This window comes from Subtercola sp. PAMC28395, assembly GCF_018889995.1.
In the GTDB taxonomy this organism is placed as follows: Bacteria; Actinomycetota; Actinomycetes; order Actinomycetales; family Microbacteriaceae; genus Subtercola.
In genome coordinates, this window is record NZ_CP076547.1 from 159038 (window position 1) to 178852 (window position 19815).

The window sequence follows — 19815 nt, forward strand, 5'->3', positions numbered from 1 at the left end:
GGTACCTGTGTTGAGGCACAATGGAGGTCTATGGCCGATCCCACGTCGAATCCCGCGTCGCATTCAGCAGCGGGCCAGACCACCCCTTTTGTCGAGATTGACCGTGCTGAGTGGGCCGCGCTGGCACCGGCCACGCCGCATCCATTGCTCGAAACCGAAATCGTGCAACTCCGAGGTCTCGGCGAGCCGCTCGACATGACGGAGGTGTCAGAGGTCTACCTGCCGCTCAGCCGGCTTCTGAACCTGTATGCCGCCGGATACAAGAATCTCCATCGGTCGACGAGTGATTTTCTCGGGGAGAAGGCCAGGAGCACACCGTTCGTCATCGGCGTTGCGGGCTCTGTTGCCGTGGGAAAGTCGACGATCGCGCGTCTCCTGCGCGAGCTGCTTGCGCGCTGGGATGACACACCACGTGTCGAGCTTGTCACCACCGATGGGTTCCTGCTGCCCAACCGGGAACTCGAGCGACTGGGTCTCATGAATCGCAAGGGTTTCCCCGAGAGTTACGACCGAAAGGCGCTTCTCCGTTTCGTCACCGCGATCAAGAGCGGCGCAAGCGAAGTACGCGCGCCCTTCTACTCGCACCTGAGCTATGACATCGTCGCCGACGCCCAGATCGTCGTGCACCAGCCCGACATTCTCATCGTCGAGGGGCTGAATGTGTTGCAACCGCCGACACCGGGCAACCGACTCGCGGTCAGCGACCTCTTCGACTTCACGATCTACGTCGACGCACGAACGACAGACATCGCCCGCTGGTACGAAGAACGTTTCCTGAAGCTCAAGAAGGGCGCGTTTGCGAGCCCGAGCTCGTACTTCCACCGCTATGCGAGTCTTTCTGACGATGAGGCACGCCAGACAGCAAACTCCATCTGGGAGTCGATCAACCAGCCCAACCTTCTCCAGAACGTACTGCCGACACGCTCGCGCGCGACGCTGGTGCTCAGAAAAGACGCCCAGCACCACGTCAGCCGCGTGTTGCTGCGCAAGATCTGAAAGCGATCCGAATCACCGCTTGAGGTTGCCCCCACTGCACTCGCGGCGGATTGTGCGCTACGTGGCGGGCGTCAGCGCCAGTCGCTCGCGAACAAGATCCGCCAGCCGCGCAGCAACCCTGTCTGCCGTTGCCTGGTCCGCGGCTTCAACCATCACGCGAACGAGAGGCTCGGTACCGGACGGACGCAGAAGCACGCGACCCGTGTTGCCGAGTTCGACACCGGCCTCGAGCACCGCCTGGGCTATGACGTCATCAGACGCGACAGCTTCCCTGTCGACACCACGAACGTTCACGAGCGTCTGCGGGTACACCTTCATGATCGACGCGAGCTCGGCGAGAGACTTTCCGGTCGCAGCCATCTGGCTCACGAGCTGCAGCCCGGTCAGAATTCCGTCTCCGGTCGTGGCGTAGTCGCCGAAGATGATGTGGCCGGACTGTTCACCACCGAGGTTGTAGCCTTCGGCGTTGATGGCCTCGAGAACGTAACGGTCACCGACACGGGTCTCGAGCATCCGGATGCCCTGCTCAGCCATCGCGACACGAAGCCCCAGATTGCTCATCACGGTCGCGACAAGTGTTCGGTCTTTGAGCGCCCCTCGCGCATCGAGTGCGGTGGCGAGGATAGCCATGATCTGGTCGCCGTCGACAATCGCGCCGTTATGGTCGACCGCCAGGCACCGGTCAGCGTCACCATCGTGGGCGATGCCCACGTCGGCACCCAACTCGCGCACGGTGTCGATGAGGGCCTGCATGTGGGTCGAGCCCACCTGGTCGTTGATGTTGTCGCCGGTGGGGTCGTTGCCCATGACGGTGACAGTCGCTCCCGCAGTGGCGAAGACGTGCGGAGAGACTCCCGCCGCAGCCCCGTGCGCACAGTCGAGAACGACATGCAGGCCTTCGAGGCTGTGAGGCAGTGTCGACAGCAGGTGGACGACGTAGCGATCCTCGGCGTCAGCGAACCTGCGGATCCTGCCGACGTCGGAACCCAGCGGGGTGAGGAACGGCTCGGTGAGAGCGACCTCGATCTGATCTTCGATGTCATCGTCGAGCTTCTTCCCCTTGCGGGCGAAGAACTTGATGCCGTTGTCAGGAGCAGGATTGTGCGAAGCCGAGATCATGCAGCCGAAATCAGCGCCGAAGTCAGCGACGAGGTATGCCGCCGCGGGGGTCGGGATGACGCCGGCGTCATAGACGTCGACACCAGAACTGGCGAATCCCGCTGCAACCGCGGCCGCGATGAAATCGCCCGATGTACGCGGGTCGCGTGCGAGGACCGCGACAGGCCTGCGGCCGGCACGGCGCGCCTCAGCACCGAGCACAACCGCGGCCGCCTGGGCTACACGAAGGGCCAGATCTGCCGTGACATCTCTGTTCGCGAGCCCACGCACGCCGTCAGTGCCGAAGAGGCTACCCACAGAAGTTCCCCTGCCCGAAACGCCGACCGACTACTGCCGAGCCAGCAGACTTCTTCGTTGAGAATGACATGCACTGAACGACTTCAGACAGCGCTGTTTCAGACAAGACACCCTCGAAAAGCACGACTTGCAACAGCACAGGTGAAGTCTATGGGCTGCGAAGCGCTTAGCGCTTCGAGAACTGAGGAGCCTTACGAGCCTTCTTGAGACCGGCCTTCTTGCGCTCTTTCACGCGTGCGTCGCGGCTCAGGAAGCCGGCCTTCTTCAGGGTTGCACGGTTGTTCTCTTCGTCGATCTCGTTGAGCGCACGGGCGATGCCGAGGCGCAGCGCACCGGCCTGGCCGGAAGGGCCACCACCGGAGATCTTGGCGATCACGTCGTAGCTGCCGAGCAGGTCGAGGAGCTTGAAAGGGTCGTTGATCAGCTGCTGGTGCAGTTTGTTCGGGAAGAAGTTCTCGAACTCGCGGCCGTTGACGACGATGGTGCCTGCGCCGGGGGTCAGACGCACGCGGGCGATGGCCTGCTTGCGACGACCGACGGCTGCGCCACCGACGCTCAGTACGGGGCGAGCTGCCTTGGGGGTCTCGATGGTGGGGGTTTCGGTCGAGTAGCTCTCGGGAGCCACGTCAATCTGATCTGCGATCTTCGCCACTTTGGTTACGAATTCCTTTGTCTAAATCTAAAGATGTCTAAGAGGAGGTGACCGGCGGGCGCTACTGCGCGACCTGGTCGAAGGTGTACGGAACGGGCTGCTGCGCGGCGTGCGGGTGCTCGCTGCCCGTGTAGACCTTGAGCTTGGTCAGCTGCGAACGGCCGATCGAGTTCTTCGGCAGCATGCCACGGATGGCCTTCTCGACCGCGCGGGTGGGGTTCTTCTCGAGAAGCTCGGCGTACGTGACAGCCGAGAGGCCTCCCGGGTAACCGGAGTGGCGGTACGCCTTCTTCTGCAGGGCCTTCGAGCCGGTGAGGGCGACCTTCTCGGCGTTGATGATGATGACGAAGTCGCCACCGTCGAGGTGGGGGCTGAAGGTCGGCTTGTTCTTACCACGGAGAATGATCGCGGCGTGGCTGGCCAGACGGCCGAGCACCACGTCGGTTGCATCGATGATGACCCAGTTGCGAACGAGCTCGCTCACTTTGGGGGAATAGGTACGCGTCACAGTAACAGTGCTTTCTGGTTGAAATGAGGTGTTCGTGAAATCCCGCTCCGTGGAAGATTCTGCCCTGCAAGAAGCAGGGGAACGTGCCGGTGGAGGGCTCAATTTCAGGTGGCGCAAATATGCTGCACACACCAAAGAGCGAGCCTAGCCCATTTCTGGCTGATTGGCCAGTTGGCGCGCGCCCGTCCCGTGGGTCTGCTCGGCTCGCGCGGCCTGTTCGGCTCGTTCAGCGATCAGCGCCTCGCGCGTGCGCCGTGCCCGCGTCTCGTTGGCGCGAACGGCGAGGCCCGCCGCATCAGGGTACCCGACCTCTGTGAGCGTGAGCCCGCGCGCCGGCATCACCTTGAAGGCACTTGTGCGCTCGAGCGCCTCACGCAGTCGCACGACATCATCCACGCTCAGTCGCCCTTCCCCGACGGCGACTGTCGCGCCAACCAGAGCCCTCACCATGCTGTGGCAGAACGCATCAGCCTCCAGCGAGGCGACGACCGTGTCGTCGCCAGTCCGGACCCACATGAACTCCTGGAGAGTACGGATGGTCGTGGCGAACGGCCGCGGGCGGCAGAACGCCGCCCAGTCATGCAGCCCCAGCATCTGGGCCGCAGCCTCATTCATGAGCTCGACGTCGAGGGGTTTGGTCGTCCACGCTGTCGTTCGGCGGGTAAGGGGGTTGCGGGCGGGAAGCGTGTCGGCGATGCGGTACTCATACCGACGCCAGAGTGCAGAGAACCGCGCGTCGAATCCTTCGTCGGAGATGGTGCTGCGCCGAATCACGATGTCCTGGTTGCCACCGGGCGTGTTACTCGGCATGGTACTCGGCATCGTGCTGAGCAATCCATTCACGCTGAGTGCAATACGACTCACCTCGATCTTCGCAGCCTGCTCGTCACTGAGATCGAGGTGGGCCACCTGACCGCGAGCGTGCACACCTGCATCGGTGCGCCCGGCGACAACCAGGGAGGCGATGGGACCCAGTTTCGAGTACAGGCCCGCGAGAGCCTTCTCTACTTCGCCCTGGATGGTACGAAGACCAGGCTGGCGCGCCCAGCCGGCAAAATCGGTGCCGTCGTAAGCGAGATCGAGGCGAACTCGAACCACCACCGCATGCACCTCTCAACCCGTATGCTCCGAGCCGTACGCTCCGAACCGTGTGCTTCAGACCGCCCTCTCGACGCACTCGTCGCCCGGAAATGCGTCGAACATTCTCGACGCAAAGTCTTCGGTGTCGAGAGTACCAAGACCGAGCAGCGTCTCGGTTCTCAGAATTCCCGGGAGCGTGGGCACCCTGTCGAGAATCAGTTCACGCAGATGCGCCTGGTCACTGATTCGAAATCGTGCAGCAAGGTCATACCTGCCCGTGACGATGGTGAGCTGTTCGAGCTCGACCATGCCGGCGAGTGCGTCGAAGACCTCCTGGCGATCACAACCAGGCTTGAGCGTCACGTTGACCAGCGCAACGACACCCAACCCGAGCTTGTTCCAGTCGATCGAGACGGAGTACTGCCTGACGATGCCGGTGCGCTCGAAACGCGCGAGCCGTTCAGCGACAGCCGGAGGCGACATGCCGACCGAACGGCTCAATGCCCGCTGCGACTGCCGCGAATCCTTTGCGAGCTCCCTCAAGAGGGAGAGATCCTTGTCATCGAGTTCGACTTCGGGCTGTTCGAAGCGAGCCCCGACGTACGACGAGAACGGACTGCGTTTTGCTTTTCTGGGCAACATCGTTGCATTTCCTCACGTGACCCCCACGATGACTGGATATGAGTATATCTCGCTTAGCTCTTGAAAACTCACCAGCGCGAAAACTCGCCAGAGTGGAGGCCTGCACAGAACCTGCACGCGTCTTCTCTGAGGTACACGGTCACTGAAAGACTCGCCGACGCACAAAGGCACCCGGACCGGGCATAGTGGTGAGTAGACGTGGTGGTACTACGACCGCCGCACGACAAACGACACCTCACGCTGGAGACAGATCATCGTGCCCCTGCCGCCTCACGCCCCTCGTTCGTTCACCACTCCCCTGCCGGTGATCACCAGCGCAACAGCAGCAGGGGAAGCTGGCGTTCGCTTGGCCGAACAGTTCGCAGACGTCGCTGCGGAACGGGACCGCGAGGGCACGGCGCCGTTCGGCGAGGTCGCCGCACTACGCGAGACCGGTCTGCTTCCTGCCCTGGTGCCATCCGGGCTCGGTGGTGGCGGGCTCGACTGGACTTCCGTCTTCGTCGCCCTGCGCCCGATCATCAGGGCAGATGCCGGGCTCGGCCACGTGTTCGCGTATCACTTCGTCAATTCGTGGCGGCTTGCACTCAACGAAGACTCCGCAGCCATCACGTCTCTGCAGCGCGGCCTCGCAGCCAACCACTGGTTCTGGGGCGGGGCGGGCAATCCCCGCGATGCGAACCTCGCCCTCACCCCCGTCGAGGGTGGTTTCACGGTTTCTGGCCGCAAGTTCTTCGCGACCGGAGCACAGGTGTCCGACCGCATCACCGCCAGCGGCACTCGGGTCGACACCGGGGAGAAGCTGTCGATCGTGATCGACGCGACCCAGCAGGGAGTGACACACCACGACGACTGGAACAGCATCGGGCAGCGCCTCTCGGCCTCCGGCTCGGTCTCGTTCACCGATGCCTTCGTAGCAACGGCCCACGTCCTCGGATTCGGCGGACAGGAGGGGCCTCGCTACCGCCCGTACTCCTCGCTGTCGATCCTTCTCTTCCAGCTCGCCCTCGACCACGTGCACGTCGGCCTCGCCGAGGGTGCCCTGGCCGCAGCATCCGACTACGTCACCTCCACAACACGGCCCTGGTCCACCAGCGGAGTCGAACACGCCACAGATGACCCACACATTCGCGCGCTGTTCGGTGAGCTCCAGGCACAGACACGGGCAGCGGATGCCCTGACCTGGCAAGCGACGGAGACCTTCGTCGAGGCTGCCGAGCGCGGCTGGCAACTGACTGATGCCCAACGCGGTGAAGCCGCCGTGGAGATCGCCGCTGCAAAGGTCTTCACCACAGAAGTCGCGTTGACCGTGTCGTCTCGCATCTTCGAACTGACGGGAGCCCGAGCGACAGCCTCGAGCTATGCCTTCGACAGGTTCTGGCGGAACGCACGCACTATCACCCTGCACGACCCGGTTGCCTACAAAGCCCAGGAGGTCGGTGACCACGGCCTCGTGGGCACCTTCCCGGCGCCGAGCGGCTACAGCTGAGTCAGACTGGCCTTCGACCGAGCTCAGACCGAGACAGCGGCCAACTCGTCGTACGTGGCGAAGTGCGTGGCGACGTCACTGCCGGTGAAGTTGCCGACCCAGCCGTCGTCGTCGTGGAAGAAGCGCACCGAAACGTAACTCGGTGTCGTGCCCATGTCGAACCAGTGTGTCGTGTTGGCCGGCACTGAGAGCAGGTCGCCCTCTTCACAGAACACCGCGTGCACCTTGCCGTTGACGTTCAGGTAGAAGACCCCGCTGCCACGCGCGAAGAAGCGGTCTTCGTCGTCATCGTGGCGGTGCTCGCTCAAGAACTTCTGTCGCGCCGTCTCGGCGGTCTGTCGGTAGGCGTCCGAATCCTCAGGCACGATCGACACAACGTCGACGAGGCTGTAGCCCTGAGCAGCATTCACGGCGGCGATCTCGTCTGCGTAGGCGGCAAGCACCTCGTCCTGTGTCGGGTTCTCCGACAGCTCCTTGAGCTCCCACCGGCTGAACCGGGCACCGACACCCGCGAGGATCCCTCGGATCGTATCGGCATCGCGGGTCTGGATTTCAGGGGTCGAAGGGTCGGTGGTGCTCCACACGGTCAGCAGCGTCATGTACTCATCGTAAACGCGTCCTCCAGACGGCCAACTCGAATTGTTCATGAAAGTAACAGAGCGAAACACAATTGGCAGAAGCCACCGATTACGCCCTTGAATGGTGGAGAACACAGCAGCCGCCGGTTCCCTTCACCAGAGAGCCCGCGTGCGTTCTGCCTGACTCACCTCAGGCGTCGTCTCTCAATCCACTCCCCCACACCTTTCAAGGAGAGCCTTCATGGCCATTTCCCGTCGAGCCCCGATACTGGTCGTTGCCGCAGCGACCCTGCTCGCGCTGACCGCCTGCTCGCAGTCCGGGACGAGCTCCAGCACCTCTGCGGGAGCGTCCACTCCCGCTGCCACCGCTTCTGCTCCCCTGCCCAGCCCGTTCAACGGCGCACCTGTGAAGGTCGCCCTGGTCCGCCAGAGCGGCGCAGGCGACTTCTTCGAGGCCTGGGGTGCTGGCGCGACGGCGCAGGCCAAGGCCGCCAACATCGAACTCACCGTCACGGATGCCCGCAACGACAACGCGAAGCAGGCAAGCGACCTCGAACAGGCCATCGCCTCGAAGCCCGCCGCCATCATCGTCGACCACGGGCAGACGGACACGCTCCAGCCGTTGATCACCGAGGCCGTCGCCGCCAAGATCCCGGTGGTCACCTACGACCTCGCCCTCACGGACGCGACCGGCGTCATCACCACCAGCCAGTCCGATGCCTCGATGGCTCAGGGCGTTCTCGATCAACTGGTGAAAGACGTCGGAGACGGTGCGAAGGTCGGCTACGTCTCCGCCACCGGTTTCGCTCCTCTCGACGCCCGCGCGAAGGTCTGGGACCAGGTCGTCGCGGCCCACAAGCTCAACGTCGTCTTCTCGACCGGCAAGGTCACCGAGTCGACCGCGACCGACAACATCCCCCTCGTCGACGCCGCTCTCAAGCAGAACCCCGACGTTCAGGCGATCTTCGCCCCGTACGATGAAATCACCAAGGGAACGGTCCAGGCCGTCATCCAGAACAACCTGCAGTCGAAGGTGAAGGTCTACGGCATCGACATCTCGAACGCCGACATCCAGGTCATCACCGCAGACGGCAGTCCCTGGGTCGCCACCTCGGCCACCGACCCGGCCGCCGTCGGTGCCGGCGTCATCCGCACCCTGGCTCTATCGCTCGCCGGCCAGCTGAAGGACACCAGCGAACAGTTCCCCGCTGTCACGATCACTCAGCAGTTCCTGGCCGACAACAAGGTCACCAACGTGACCCAGCTCCGCGTTGCCGAACCGAAGCTCAAGCTCGACACGACCGTCGTTGCAGATTGGCTCCCCGCGGTCTCCGGATGACCTCTGCCCCACTGAACCCGAACGAGGGACACGATGATTCTGTCGTGTCCCTCGTCGGCGTCTCCGTCTCGTACGGATCGAACCTGGTGCTCTCGGAGATCTCGCTCGAGTTTCGAGCTGGCGAGATCACGGCCCTCCTCGGCGCGAACGGCGCCGGCAAATCGACGCTGATCAAGGCACTCTCCGGCGCGAACTCGCGCTACAGCGGCATCATCCGGGTCGCTTGCGAGGCAGTGCACCTGGCCACACCCGTGCAGGCCAAGTCACTCGGTATCTCTGCCGTGCACCAGAAGGTCGCCGACGGAATCGTGCCCGGCCTGAGCGTCGCCGAGAACCTCACCCTCGACGACCTGGCGCAGGGGTCGAAGCACATTCTGCGCAATCACCGGCGCCAGCTGGCAGACGCGCGCTCGGCCCTGGCGACCCTCGGCCTCGACTGGCCCGATCGTGTGCTGAACCAGGATGCCCGCAACCTGCCGATCTCTGACGCGCAGCTCCTCGTGCTGGCGCGGGCCCTGCGCGGCACCCCGAGACTGCTCATTCTCGACGAACCGACCTCTGCCCTGACCACCGCCGAGGCCGAACGGCTGTTCGACGTGCTGAGATCGCTCCGTGCATCCGGCCTCTCGATCATCTACGTGTCACACCGCTTCGGTGAGATCGAGGCGCTGGCCGACCGAGTGGTCGTGCTGCGTGACGGCATCGTGCAGAGCACCTCACAACGCCCGTTCGGCTGGAGCGGCATTCTGCACGACATGCTCGGCAGATCCGCCGACCTCGAACACGACCGCGGCCTCACTCACCGGGGTACGGATGCTGTTGCCACACTCTCGCAGGTGACACTGTTCAGCGGCTCGGCCCCCATCGACCTCGAGATCAGGTCTGGTGAAGTGCTCGGTGTGCTGGGGCTGATCGGCGCGGGTAAGAGTGAGATAGCTGAGCTGCTCGCGGGCTTGGGCTCACCGCTCGCCGGCACGCTGACTCTCGCTGGTGCCCCCTACTCCCCCCGGCGTCCCGGCGATGCGATCGCAGCCGGCGTTGTACTGGTGCCCGAAGACAGGCAGCGCCAGGGGATCCTCCCTGGCTGGTCTGTGCTTCGCAACATCACCGTGCCGTTTCTCGCTGAATCGAGCCTTGCCGGGATCATACGCAAACGCTTTGAGACGTCGCGGGCCGATGTGGTGATCGACATGCTCGGCATCGTGGCGAGCGGCCCGGGCGCGCTGATCGACGATCTTTCAGGCGGAAACCAGCAGAAGACCGTCGTAGGGCGATGGTTGTCGGCAAAGCCGCGGCTCGCCATTCTCGATGAGCCCTTCCGCGGGGTCGACATCGCTGCGCGCCGGGAGATCGGATCCCGACTCGCCGCCATCGCCGCGGACGGCGCTGCCGCCGTGGTGTTGTCCAGCGATGTCGACGAGATCTTCGAAGTCGCCGACCGGATCGTCGTGCTCGTCTCGGGCAGCATCGAACTCGATGCCTACGCCGATGAACTCGATCGCGCGACCGTGATCGAAGCGTTCCTCGGTTCGCAGCAGACCAGTACCTCCCGAAAGGACCCCGAATGACCAGCGCGACCCTGATCAGAGTGCGAAAGAGCAGCGCCGGGGAGCAGTTCGCCGCCTTCGTGGTCAAGTGGGGCTTCGTCGGCGTGACCATCGGTCTCGTCGCGTTCTTCGCGATAAGCGAACCGAGTTTTCGAACCGTCGACAACCTCTTCGGAATGCTCAAATTCATCGCGCCCACCGCGATCGCCGGCCTCGGTGTGATGCTGGCGATGACCGTCGGCGGGATCGATCTCTCGGTGGGCGCATCGGCAGGTTTCGCCGTGTCGATCGCCGCCTGGACGATGGTGGTCGCCAACCAGGTCGGTGGCGTAGCGGTGACTGTGGTTCTCATCTGCGGTCTGTTGATCGGCGCACTCAATGCCTTTCTGATCGTGGTGGCGCGCATCCCCGACCTGCTGGCAACCCTCACGACGATGTTCGTGATCGTCGGGCTCAAGTTGATCATCGTCGACGGCAAATCCATCTCCTCGCAGATGACGCTCGCCAATGGCCAGACGGCCCAGGGCAAGTTCACTGCCGACTTCCTCTGGCTCGACCGCGGCAGCATCGGGCCGGTTCCGGTACCCGTCATCCTGTTCTTCCTCATCACAGTGCTGCTGTGGTTCCTGCTCGAACGAACCCGCTGGGGGCGCGCACTCTTCGCCGTCGGAACGAACTCAGAGGCTGCACGTCTGGCGGGCATCCGGGTTCAGTGGTACCGCACGTTCGCCTACATGGGGTGCGGGCTGCTCGCCTCTGTTGCGGGGCTTCTTCTTGCTGCTCGCATCGGCCAGGGCGACGTCACAGCAGGCAATTCACTGTTGCTCGACGCGGTCGCCGTCGCGCTCGTCGGCGTCTCGGTTCTCGGCATCGGCCGGCCGAACGCCTGGGGCACGGCCCTCGGCGCGATTCTCATCGCGGTCATGGTCACGGGCTTCACCATGCTGGGCCTGCCGTACTACTTCCAGGATTTCGGTAAAGGCGTGGTGTTGCTGATCGCGCTCCTGTTCAGCTTCACCTTCTCGAGACGGCGTACAGTCGTCACGGCAGGCTCCACCACCTCGAACTGAAGACAGCGCAGATGATCGACTTCTCAATCCTGACCGCCGACACGGTCGTCCCCTACCTGTCCAGTCGAGCTGCGCTCGCCGGGCACATCGATGCCTCCAGCGTGACGTCTGTGAGGGAGGTGGGCGATGGCAACCTCAACCTCGTCTTCATCGTCGGAGACGCACGCGGCGCTTCACTCGTTCTCAAGCAGTCTCTGCCCCATGTTCGCACCGACCCGTCATGGCCGATGACAAGGGAACGCTCCGCTCGCGAAGCGACCGTGCTCGCCCATCACTTCGAAGCCGACGCGAGCCATGTGCCAGCACTGTACGACTTCGACGACGCCAACTACATCCTCGCCATCGAGGACCTGTCAGACCATGCGGTGTGGCGAAACGAACTCAATTCCGGTCGAGTGCACGCCTACGCTGCGGATGATCTGGGGCAGTATGCGGCCCGTGCTGCGTTCTCGACCTCACCGGTGGGCCTGTCTCCGCTCGAGCACAAGCTGCTGGTCGCCCGCGCAATCAACCCCGAACTCTGCGAGATCACCGAAGACCTGGTCTTCACCGAACCCTACATCGAGCACGAGCACAATGCCGTGCTCCCGGCGAACGAACCCGATGTCCGTGCGATCCAGGGCGATAGAGCACTCGTCCAGGAGATCGGCCTGGCCAAACTGCGATTCATGACGGTGGCGCAATCGCTCATCCATGGCGACCTGCACACGGGCTCCGTCTTCGTTCGCGCGGCAACCGCGACCACTCCCGCATCGGTGCGGGCCTTCGACAGCGAGTTCGGTTTCGTCGGCCCCACGGGGTTCGACCTCGGGGCACTCTGGGCCAACTTCGTGATCGCTGCAGCCCGCGCAGAAGCACTCGGCGACAGCGAGCGTGCAGCCCTCATCCTGACCCTGCCGTCGCGCCTCTGGGCGAGTTTCGAAGCGCAGTACCGCGCGCTCTGGCCGGCCAGGCTCGACCCACGGGTGTGGAATGACGACGTTCTCGATGCACTCCTGGCGGGCATCCTCGACGACGCCATCGTCTTCGCCGGCGCAAAGTGCATTCGCCGCATCATCGGGTTCGCCAAAGCGAGCGACATCGAGTCGCTGGAGCCACCTCTGCGGGAGGGCGCTGCACGGGGTGTTCTGCGAGCCGGGCGCGCTCTGGCGCTCGCCCACGCCTCGCGCAGGCCAGCCGACGACCTCTCGGCCGAGACAGCACTGATTCTGAAGAGCGCAGCAACGCCGGCAGAGTGAGGCACCTCGCCGGCCGACGGCGCGAAGCTACGCCCTCGTCGCCAACGCGATCTGCAGCAGCGCCTCGGTGAGTTCGAGGTGCCATCGCGCCTGCCGGAGATCCCTGCCCCAGGCATAGATACCGTGGTCTGCCACGATCAGCGCCGGTACCTCCGCGGTCGATTCCGTCGCCGGAAGGTAGACCCTATCGAAGTCGTCGCCGAGAATCGCCATGTCCTGGTGGTTTCTGACGACGGGAATGGTGACTCGCTCATGGTGAGCACTGTGCCCGATTCCTTTGAGCATCTCCAGGTCGTGCAGCTCGACCCCGTGCGGCCACTGGTATCCGGCTCGAACGGCAGCGAGGGCGTGAACGTGGATGACCGCGCCGGCTCCCGTCACCGCAGCAATACGCGCGTGCAGCCCCGCTTCGGCGGAGGGCTGTCGAAACGGCAACCCCGCCTCAGCCACCCAGTCTCCGACTCCATCGACCACAACGACGTCGGTCGCGCTCAGTTCGCCCTTGTCCAGGCCAGAAGCCGTCACGGCCAGACGCAGTGGATTCCGCGCGAGGGTCATCGACAGATTGCCAGCGGTGCCGGGCATCCACCCGCGGGCCGCGAAACGGGCCGACTCCGTCGCCAGCGCCGCCCCGGCCGACAACACCGATTCCGAGGTCACCGCGCCATCTCCACCTGCACGTGCAGTGTCATTCACGGTGCACTCACCTCGACGCCGTTGAACGACGAGACAACGGATGCTCCATCGAAGTCGGCTCCGAAGAACGGTTCGCCCTGACGAGCGAACGCCACGACTTGCCACCCGGCTTCGGCGGCCGCTGCCACCTCACCCGGATTGTCGGTGAAGAACACCAGTTCCGACCCGGGTGCGCCCAACGCCTTGGCGATGGTGTCGTACGAGGACGCGAGCTTCTTCGGCCCGGCATTCACCGTGTCGAAGTAGTCGGTGATGAGACCGGTCAGGTCGCCAGCCGGCGAGTGACGGAACCACGGTACCTGTGACGCGATCGAGCCTGAGGAGAACACAGCGAGTTCGACCCCCGCATCGTGCCAACGGCGCAGCTTCGGAATGACATCGTCGAAGAAGTGCGAGCTGATCTCGGAGCGGGCGAATCCTTCAGCCCAGATCTGGCCCTGGATCGTCTTCAACGGAGTCGCTTTGACGTCGTCGGCCATCCACTGGTGCAGCACCGCGACGACATCGCTCGTTGAGGCGCCAGCGGCAAGCCGGGCGTCCTGGATCACCTGCGCCCGCGCCTCAGCGATCGCGGTGTCTGAGGCGTGATCGTCGAGCCAACCGGCCAGGCGAGGGCGGGCATAGTCGTAGAGGTCGCCGAGGATGAAACCGGCCGCGCTCGTGGTGCCCTCCAGATCGAGCACGACGAATCTGGCCCGCACGGAGAGAGAGGCTGAGAACGGGGTTGTGTCTGGTGTCACGCGGGGAGATCCTTCGTGCTCGGTGAGGCGGGGTGGGATACGGAAAGCAAAGCGGACGTGCGTGGAGGACTCAGCACTGAAAGCAGGTGCCGCAGAGCGGTGTCGCAGAGCTCGATCGAGGCCGCTTCACACTGTGCGCTCCGAAGGGTGTCGATGTCTGCGGCGTGCGAGTACCCGACGGCCCTCCGCATCATCTCGACGCCGGCGAAGCCCCAGGCCTCTCGTTCGATGACGGGTAGGAGCGGGTCGCCGCTCCACAGTGTGGCGAACGCGACGCGACTTCGAGTGACGGCCTCGAGGCGGGAGGCAGCTGCAGAGTGGTCTCCGACCGCGCGTGCGGCGATCGCTGCGATCTCCATGTTCGCCCAGAAGAGACCGAGGTCGAGCCCGACCGGCCCGACGAAGCTGAATTCTGGGTCGAAGATCTTCGTCACCTGGGAGCCGCCCCGGTGGCCGACCATGACAGACCCGGTATGCAGGTCTCCGTGCACGAGCCCCTGCTTCGCCGTCTCGAACGTCGATCGCACGATCGCGACCGCGCGCTGGACGTGTTCGTCGACATAGAGGTCCCGCACGCGTGAATCCAGCACAGGATGCCAGTGGTTGTGTTCATGCGCGCGATAGGGCTCGTCGAGCACGACATCGACGGTCAGCTGGCAGAGTTCAGGGTTCGCTGCCGATTCGACCAGCCGTTCGAATTCCGCCTCTCCGAGCCCCGCGCGGCTCGTGGACTTCGACAGTTCACCGACGAACCGGCCCACGACCTCGCCGACATCGCCCCAGTCGTACAGCGGATCTCGAGCTGTCGATGACACGGGGCCGGAATCGGGGCGCCCTTCGCCATTCGATTCGGCGGGAGCACGGAGTGCCAACTGGTCCACCAGCTCATCACGCAACACGACGAGGTCGGAGAGGTCTTCCATCACGAGGATGTGCCGCTGTTCGTCGAAGTGCACAATGGTCGGAATGGACTCCGGGACCCGGTCGGCCAGACGCTCATAGGTGCGAGCTTCTGAAGTGATGCGGCCCGGGTCTATCGGCCATCCGGGGCCTGCAACCTGAACCCAGGGAGGCGCCTGTTTGACGGCAAGACTCCCCCGCGGTCCGCGCGCCAGGAATACCCGATTCATGTTGCCGGCGGTCACCTCGACCACGGTCACCTGCGACTCGTGGTGCGCGACGAGAGAGAGAAGCCCTGAATCTCTCAGATAGGAGGAGACATCACTGCTGGTTTCGAGCAGCCCGTACCCTGCCGACGCGTACGCGGTCATGCTGCGCCGTTGGGGTCGACCTCGGCCCGGGCATCCGACCAGTAGCGGTGCACCTCCTGGGGTGAGTAGGCACCCCTGTCGGTGACGATCTTCGACACGAACCGCCCGGGTGTCACATCGAAGGCGGGGTACCACGCCTCGGTTACGAGGCCGGATGCCGTACGGCGCCCCAGCGTGTGAAGTACCTCCGCTGGGTCACGCTCCTCGATGACGATGTCGGCTGCCGTCTGGGCGGCCTGATCCGGAGCCTGAACGAGCGCAAAGAACGGCACGTCGAAGGCCGACGCCGCAATCGCCAGACCGAGCGTACCGACCTTGTTCACGACGCTGCCGTCGAGGCTCACCCGATCGGCTGCCGTCACGAGCGCGTCGATGGGGCCGATGGATGATCCCGGCGAGAGGGCAGCGGCGCCCATACCGTCGGTGATGAGGGTGACGTTCTGGCCGAGTTCCGCGAGCGTGTGAGCGGTGAGCCTCGCTCCCTGGAGGTAGGGGCGCGTCTCTGTGGCGACCCAGTCGAACGATTTGCCGGCGTCTGCCGCTGCACGCACGAGTTCGATCAGGTAGCTGTCCATCCAGCAGTGGGTGAGGATCCGCGACCCGTCAGCAAGCAACGTCGCAGTCTCTCTGCCGAGGGCGTAACTACGGGTTCGATAGTCCTGTGGCCCCGATCGTACGGCCTCGAGGGCCAATTCGACGAGGTTGCCCGTTGAATGTGCGGCGTCGACCGCGCCGAGTACATGGTTCACCGCTTCGCGCGGATGATTGTTGGTGGGCCTCGCCGAAGCCAGTGCGGCACCCGCCTGCTGCATCCGCGTCTGCGCGAGTGCCAGATCGAGCCCTGCGACCTGCAATGCGGTGATCTCCATACCCGCGTAGGCGGCGAAGAGCGGGCCGGAACTCTGGGTCACCATCTCCCGAATCGCCCGAGCAACGTCTTCTGCCGATTCGGCGACAACCCAGCTCAGGGATTCAGGAAAGACCCTGCGGTCGAGGATGTGAACAGTCTGGCCGTGCACTCGAACCGAGTCGTCGAGCACAGGAATCGTTGTGCGGGCCGTGGCCATGCATTTCCCCTCGTGAAGAAAGCCCCAGACGACTCGATGGAGTCGTCTGGGGCTTGTCGAACTGTCACACCTACTTGGAGGAGTCGTCAGCCTTCTCGGCAGCGTCGGCCTCAACCTCGGCGGCAGCCTCTGAAGGCGCCTCCTCGGCTACAGGTTCGCTTGCTTCGACGGTCTCGGTCTCTTCGACCGGCACGTCGGAGGCTTCGGCTTCGGGGGCCTCAGCCTCGGGCGTCTCGACGAGGGGCTCGACGCTGGCCGAAGCAGTCGAGGTGCGCTTGGCACGGACCTTGGGGGTCACGGGCTCGAGAACGAGCTCGATCTGCACCATCGATGCGTTGTCACCCTTACGGAAGCCGAGCTTCGTGATGCGGGTGTAGCCCCCGTCACGCTCAGCGACCAGGGGGGCGATCTCGGTGAAGAGTTCGTGCACGACGGTCTTGTCACCGATCGTGGCAAGAACGCGGCGGCGGGCGTGAAGGTCGCCCTTCTTTGCGAACGTGATGAGACGCTCGGCTACCGGGCGAAGGCGCTTGGCCTTGGTCTCGGTGGTCTTGATGCTCTTGTGGGTGAACAGGGCTGCGGCCAGGTTGGCGAGCATGAGGCGCTCGTGCGCCGGCCCACCGCCGAGACGAGGCCCTTTAGTTGGGGTTGGCATTTCATTTCTCCAGTAAGTGAGTCTGTGCGGTCGGCCCGGCCATCAAGCCGGGTAACAACAAAGTGGGTTAGATGTTCTCGTCGTCGTAGCCGCCGTAGAAGTGCGCACCGTCAAAGCCGGGCACCGTGTCCTTCAGCGACAGACCAAGCTCAACGAGCTTGTCTTTGACCTCATCCACCGACTTCTGACCGAAGTTGCGAATGTTCATGAGCTGCGTCTCCGACAGCGCTACGAGCTCGCTGACGGTGTTGATGCCCTCACGCTTGAGGCAGTTGTACGAACGAACCGACAGATCGAGGTCTTCGATCGGTACGGCGAGTTCGCTCGAGAGCACAGCGTCGACCGGCGCAGGGCCGATCTCGATGCCCTCGGCGGCGGTGTTCAGCTCGCGAGCGAGGCCGAACAGCTCGGTCAGTGTGCGACCGGCCGAAGCGATGGCGTCGCGCGGCGTGATGGCCGGCTTGGTCTCGACGTCGACCACGAGGCGGTCGAAGTCAGTGCGCTCACCGGCACGAGTCGCCTCGACGCGGTACGTGACCTTCAGAACGGGCGAGTAGATCGAGTCGATCGGGATCTGACCCGCTTCGCTGAACTCACTGCGGTTCTGGGTCGACGAAACGTATCCACGGCCGCGCTCGATGATGAGTTCGAGTTCGAACTTCGCCTTGTCGTTCAGAGTGGCGATGACGAGCTCGGGGTTGTGGATCTCGACACCGGCAGGTGCAGAGATGTCCGCAGCGGTGACCTGGCCAGACGCGTGCTTGCGCAGGTAGGCGGTGATCGGCTCATCGTGCTCGCTCGAGACGACCAGGCCCTTGATGTTCAGGATGATCTCGGTGACATCTTCTTTGACACCGGGAATCGTGCTGAACTCGTGAAGTACGCCGTCGAGGCGGATGCTCGTGACAGCAGCTCCCGGGATCGACGAGAGCAGGGTGCGACGGAGGGAGTTACCGAGGGTGTAACCGAAACCGGGTTCCAGTGGTTCGATGACGAACCGCGAACGGAACTCCGAGATGTTTTCTTCGGTGAGCGTTGGACGCTGTGCAATGAGCACTGTTGATTCCTTTCGGCGAAGTGTCCGCTATATGACACTTTCGTTTGCGATGCGGGTGGCTAAGCCCGACGTTATTGAATTTTCAAAGCTGAACGGCCTGAGCGGCGTAACGCACAGGCGTCACGCCGCTTCGGGCTTGAAAGAAAGGAAGGCTATACGCGACGACGCTTGGGCGGGCGGCAACCGTTGTGCGCCTGCGGGGTGACGTCGTTGATCGAGCCGACCTCGAGGCCAGCAGCCTGGAGTGAGCGGATCGCGGTCTCGCGGCCGGAGCCGGGGCCCTTCACGAAGACGTCGACCTTCTTGACACCCTGCTCCTGTGCCTGGCGAGCAGCAGACTCAGCAGACAGCTGGGCGGCGAACGGGGTCGACTTGCGCGAACCCTTGAAGCCGACGGTGCCTGACGAAGCCCAGCTCAGAACAGCGCCTGAGGGGTCAGTGATGGTCACGATGGTGTTGTTGAACGTCGACTTGATGTGGGCCTGGCCCACAGGAACGTTCTTCTTCTCTTTACGACGCGGCTTACGAGCGGCCGATTTTGGTGCTGCCATGATGTTCTCCTAAAACGTTTATGGCGATGCCTTACCTCAGGGTCGAAACCCGGAAGTGTTGGCTATCGGGCCTTCTTCTTGCCGGCTACGGTGCGCTTCGGGCCCTTGCGGGTACGAGCGTTGGTCTTGGTGCGCTGACCGTGCACGGGAAGCCCGCGGCGGTGACGGATGCCCTGGTAGGAGCCGATCTCGACCTTGCGGCGGATGTCGGCGGCGACCTCGCGGCGGAGGTCACCCTCCACCTTGTACGCGCCTTCGATGTGCTCGCGAAGCGCAAGCAACTGCTCGTCAGTGAGGTCTTTGACGCGGATGTCGCCCGAGATCTCGGTATCGGCGAGGGTCTGAAGTGCCCTCGTACGGCCAACGCCGTAGATGTAAGTCAGTGCGACCTCCACGCGCTTGTCGCGTGGAATGTCTACTCCTGCAATACGTGCCATGGTGGCATGCTCCTGTAGATGAGTGGAGGTGTGGTGCACGGTCTGTGCTGCGGCCTCCACCGCAGGTGTCCACGGATGATCGTTGCCGAGCATCCGGTTCTGGCCGTGCTATCAATCGATATTCAGTTGTAAGACTTCAGTCGAGATTCATACGTTTTGTGAGCGCGTGCGCTCACAAAACCAAGTGGCTCTTGGGTTTTTTCGACCGCGCGGACGCGGGCGAAAAAACTCAACCCTGGCGCTGTTTGTGGCGCGGGTTCGACTTGCAGATGACCATCACGTTGCCGTTGCGTCGGATGACGCGGCAGTGCTCGCAGATGGGCTTGACGCTGGGGTTGACCTTCATGATTTCCTTTTTCGCTGTCTTCGTACCGGTTCAGTTCGATCCGGCCGTTACTTTCCAGCAGGTGCTTCGTGTGAAGCGGCTATTCGGCGGGCTTATTTATAGCGGCGGCTTATTTGTACCGGTAGACAATACGACCACGGGTGAGGTCATACGGGCTGAGCTCCACAATCACGCGGTCCTCGGGGAGGATACGGATGTAGTGCTGTCGCATCTTGCCCGAAATGTGGGCAAGAACTCTGTGTCCGTTGGTCAACTCAACACGAAACATCGCGTTGGGAAGAGCCTCGACCACTGCGCCCTCGATCTCGATGACACCGTCTTTTTTGGCCATAACTCACTGTCTGCTATAAATTGCGTTTCACTTAAATAGTGACTACTGGTCGTGCGTTCTTCTTGTCGGTGCCGCGCCGCTTCGTTCGGAACCGACACGTGATCGTGACGGT

At 63.6% G+C, this 19815-nt stretch carries 22 protein-coding genes; 6 read left to right on the forward strand and 16 right to left on the reverse strand.

Features of this window, described 5'->3' with window-relative positions; genetic code table 11:
• Window positions 1-30 precede the first annotated feature (30 nt).
• A complete protein-coding gene (coaA, locus tag KPL76_RS00760; RefSeq protein WP_216334474.1) occupies window positions 31-996 on the forward strand; it encodes a type I pantothenate kinase in 966 nt (321 codons plus the stop codon).
• Between the two features lie 57 nt (window positions 997-1053).
• On the opposite strand, the gene glmM is transcribed toward coaA, so the two are convergent.
• The 5 genes from glmM to KPL76_RS00785 all read right to left on the reverse strand — a co-directional run bounded on the left by glmM (window position 1054) and on the right by KPL76_RS00785 (window position 5294).
• The gene (glmM, locus tag KPL76_RS00765) at window positions 1054-2412 is read right to left on the reverse strand and encodes a phosphoglucosamine mutase (RefSeq protein ID WP_216334475.1); all 1359 of its coding nucleotides are present in this window, start codon (window positions 2410-2412) and stop codon (window positions 1054-1056) included.
• A gap of 166 nt (window positions 2413-2578) precedes the next feature.
• Window positions 2579-3064 (reverse strand): 30S ribosomal protein S9, encoded by a 486-nt coding sequence (rpsI, locus tag KPL76_RS00770; RefSeq protein ID WP_205107323.1) that lies wholly within the window; start codon window positions 3062-3064, stop codon window positions 2579-2581.
• A 61-nt stretch (window positions 3065-3125) separates the two neighbouring features.
• Complete coding sequence (rplM, locus tag KPL76_RS00775) at window positions 3126-3572, reverse strand: 50S ribosomal protein L13 (protein WP_216334476.1); 447 nt, start codon at window positions 3570-3572, stop codon at window positions 3126-3128.
• Window positions 3573-3716: 144 nt separating this feature from the next.
• Window positions 3717-4673, reverse strand: coding sequence for a tRNA pseudouridine(38-40) synthase TruA (gene truA, locus KPL76_RS00780; protein WP_253202090.1), 957 nt, complete (start codon window positions 4671-4673; stop codon window positions 3717-3719).
• A gap of 54 nt (window positions 4674-4727) precedes the next feature.
• Window positions 4728-5294 carry an Lrp/AsnC family transcriptional regulator gene (locus tag KPL76_RS00785; RefSeq protein WP_205107316.1) on the reverse strand — a complete coding sequence of 189 codons (567 nt, stop codon included), beginning with the start codon at window positions 5292-5294 and terminating at the stop codon, window positions 4728-4730.
• Between the two features lie 256 nt (window positions 5295-5550).
• On the opposite strand from KPL76_RS00785, the gene KPL76_RS00790 reads away from it, so the two are divergent.
• Complete coding sequence (locus KPL76_RS00790) at window positions 5551-6780, forward strand: acyl-CoA dehydrogenase family protein (protein ID WP_216334478.1); 1230 nt, start codon at window positions 5551-5553, stop codon at window positions 6778-6780.
• Between the two features lie 23 nt (window positions 6781-6803).
• Here the strand turns inward: KPL76_RS00790 and KPL76_RS00795 are convergent, their stop codons facing one another.
• Entirely contained in the window at window positions 6804-7379 is a 576-nt protein-coding gene (locus KPL76_RS00795) for an acireductone dioxygenase (protein WP_216334479.1), read from the reverse strand.
• Window positions 7380-7599: 220 nt separating this feature from the next.
• Here KPL76_RS00795 and KPL76_RS00800 point away from each other — a divergent pair, with 220 nt between their 5' ends.
• Genes KPL76_RS00800 through mtnK form a run of 4 tightly spaced genes read left to right on the forward strand, consistent with a single transcriptional unit; the run spans window position 7600 to window position 12552 of the window.
• Window positions 7600-8697: a substrate-binding domain-containing protein gene (locus KPL76_RS00800; RefSeq protein ID WP_216334480.1), complete on the forward strand. Its 1098-nt coding sequence runs from the start codon at window positions 7600-7602 to the stop codon at window positions 8695-8697.
• A gap of 44 nt (window positions 8698-8741) precedes the next feature.
• Window positions 8742-10265: a sugar ABC transporter ATP-binding protein gene (locus KPL76_RS00805; protein ID WP_253202091.1), complete on the forward strand. Its 1524-nt coding sequence runs from the start codon at window positions 8742-8744 to the stop codon at window positions 10263-10265.
• Window positions 10262-11314, forward strand: a complete 1053-nt coding sequence (locus KPL76_RS00810; RefSeq protein ID WP_216334482.1) for an ABC transporter permease — start codon at window positions 10262-10264, stop codon at window positions 11312-11314. The genes KPL76_RS00805 and KPL76_RS00810 overlap by 4 nt, the downstream gene beginning before the upstream one ends.
• A gap of 11 nt (window positions 11315-11325) precedes the next feature.
• Entirely contained in the window at window positions 11326-12552 is a 1227-nt protein-coding gene (gene mtnK / locus KPL76_RS00815; protein WP_216334483.1) for an S-methyl-5-thioribose kinase, read from the forward strand.
• Window positions 12553-12579: 27 nt separating this feature from the next.
• Here mtnK and mtnB read toward each other — a convergent pair whose 3' ends face one another.
• The 10 genes from mtnB to infA all read right to left on the reverse strand — a co-directional run bounded on the left by mtnB (window position 12580) and on the right by infA (window position 19703).
• Window positions 12580-13248, reverse strand: coding sequence for a methylthioribulose 1-phosphate dehydratase (mtnB, locus tag KPL76_RS00820; protein WP_253202092.1), 669 nt, complete (start codon window positions 13246-13248; stop codon window positions 12580-12582).
• Window positions 13245-13988 carry an acireductone synthase gene (gene mtnC / locus KPL76_RS00825; RefSeq protein ID WP_216334484.1) on the reverse strand — a complete coding sequence of 248 codons (744 nt, stop codon included), beginning with the start codon at window positions 13986-13988 and terminating at the stop codon, window positions 13245-13247. The genes mtnB and mtnC overlap by 4 nt, the downstream gene beginning before the upstream one ends.
• Entirely contained in the window at window positions 13985-15259 is a 1275-nt protein-coding gene (locus KPL76_RS00830) for a phosphotransferase (protein WP_216334485.1), read from the reverse strand. The genes mtnC and KPL76_RS00830 overlap by 4 nt, the downstream gene beginning before the upstream one ends.
• Window positions 15256-16326, reverse strand: coding sequence for a hypothetical protein (locus KPL76_RS00835; protein WP_216334486.1), 1071 nt, complete (start codon window positions 16324-16326; stop codon window positions 15256-15258). Before KPL76_RS00835 ends, KPL76_RS00830 begins: the two co-directional genes overlap by 4 nt.
• 70 nt (window positions 16327-16396) lie before the next feature.
• The gene (gene rplQ / locus KPL76_RS00840) at window positions 16397-16981 is read right to left on the reverse strand and encodes a 50S ribosomal protein L17 (protein ID WP_216334487.1); all 585 of its coding nucleotides are present in this window, start codon (window positions 16979-16981) and stop codon (window positions 16397-16399) included.
• A 67-nt stretch (window positions 16982-17048) separates the two neighbouring features.
• Entirely contained in the window at window positions 17049-18038 is a 990-nt protein-coding gene (locus KPL76_RS00845) for a DNA-directed RNA polymerase subunit alpha (protein ID WP_116283869.1), read from the reverse strand.
• 152 nt (window positions 18039-18190) lie between these two features.
• Entirely contained in the window at window positions 18191-18589 is a 399-nt protein-coding gene (gene rpsK, locus KPL76_RS00850) for a 30S ribosomal protein S11 (RefSeq protein ID WP_136641125.1), read from the reverse strand.
• 62 nt (window positions 18590-18651) lie between these two features.
• Window positions 18652-19026, reverse strand: a complete 375-nt coding sequence (gene rpsM, locus KPL76_RS00855; RefSeq protein ID WP_205107293.1) for a 30S ribosomal protein S13 — start codon at window positions 19024-19026, stop codon at window positions 18652-18654.
• Window positions 19027-19255: 229 nt separating this feature from the next.
• Entirely contained in the window at window positions 19256-19372 is a 117-nt protein-coding gene (gene rpmJ, locus KPL76_RS00860; RefSeq protein WP_104242511.1) for a 50S ribosomal protein L36, read from the reverse strand.
• A gap of 109 nt (window positions 19373-19481) precedes the next feature.
• Complete coding sequence (gene infA, locus KPL76_RS00865) at window positions 19482-19703, reverse strand: translation initiation factor IF-1 (protein ID WP_055811571.1); 222 nt, start codon at window positions 19701-19703, stop codon at window positions 19482-19484.
• Window positions 19704-19815 lie beyond the last annotated feature (112 nt).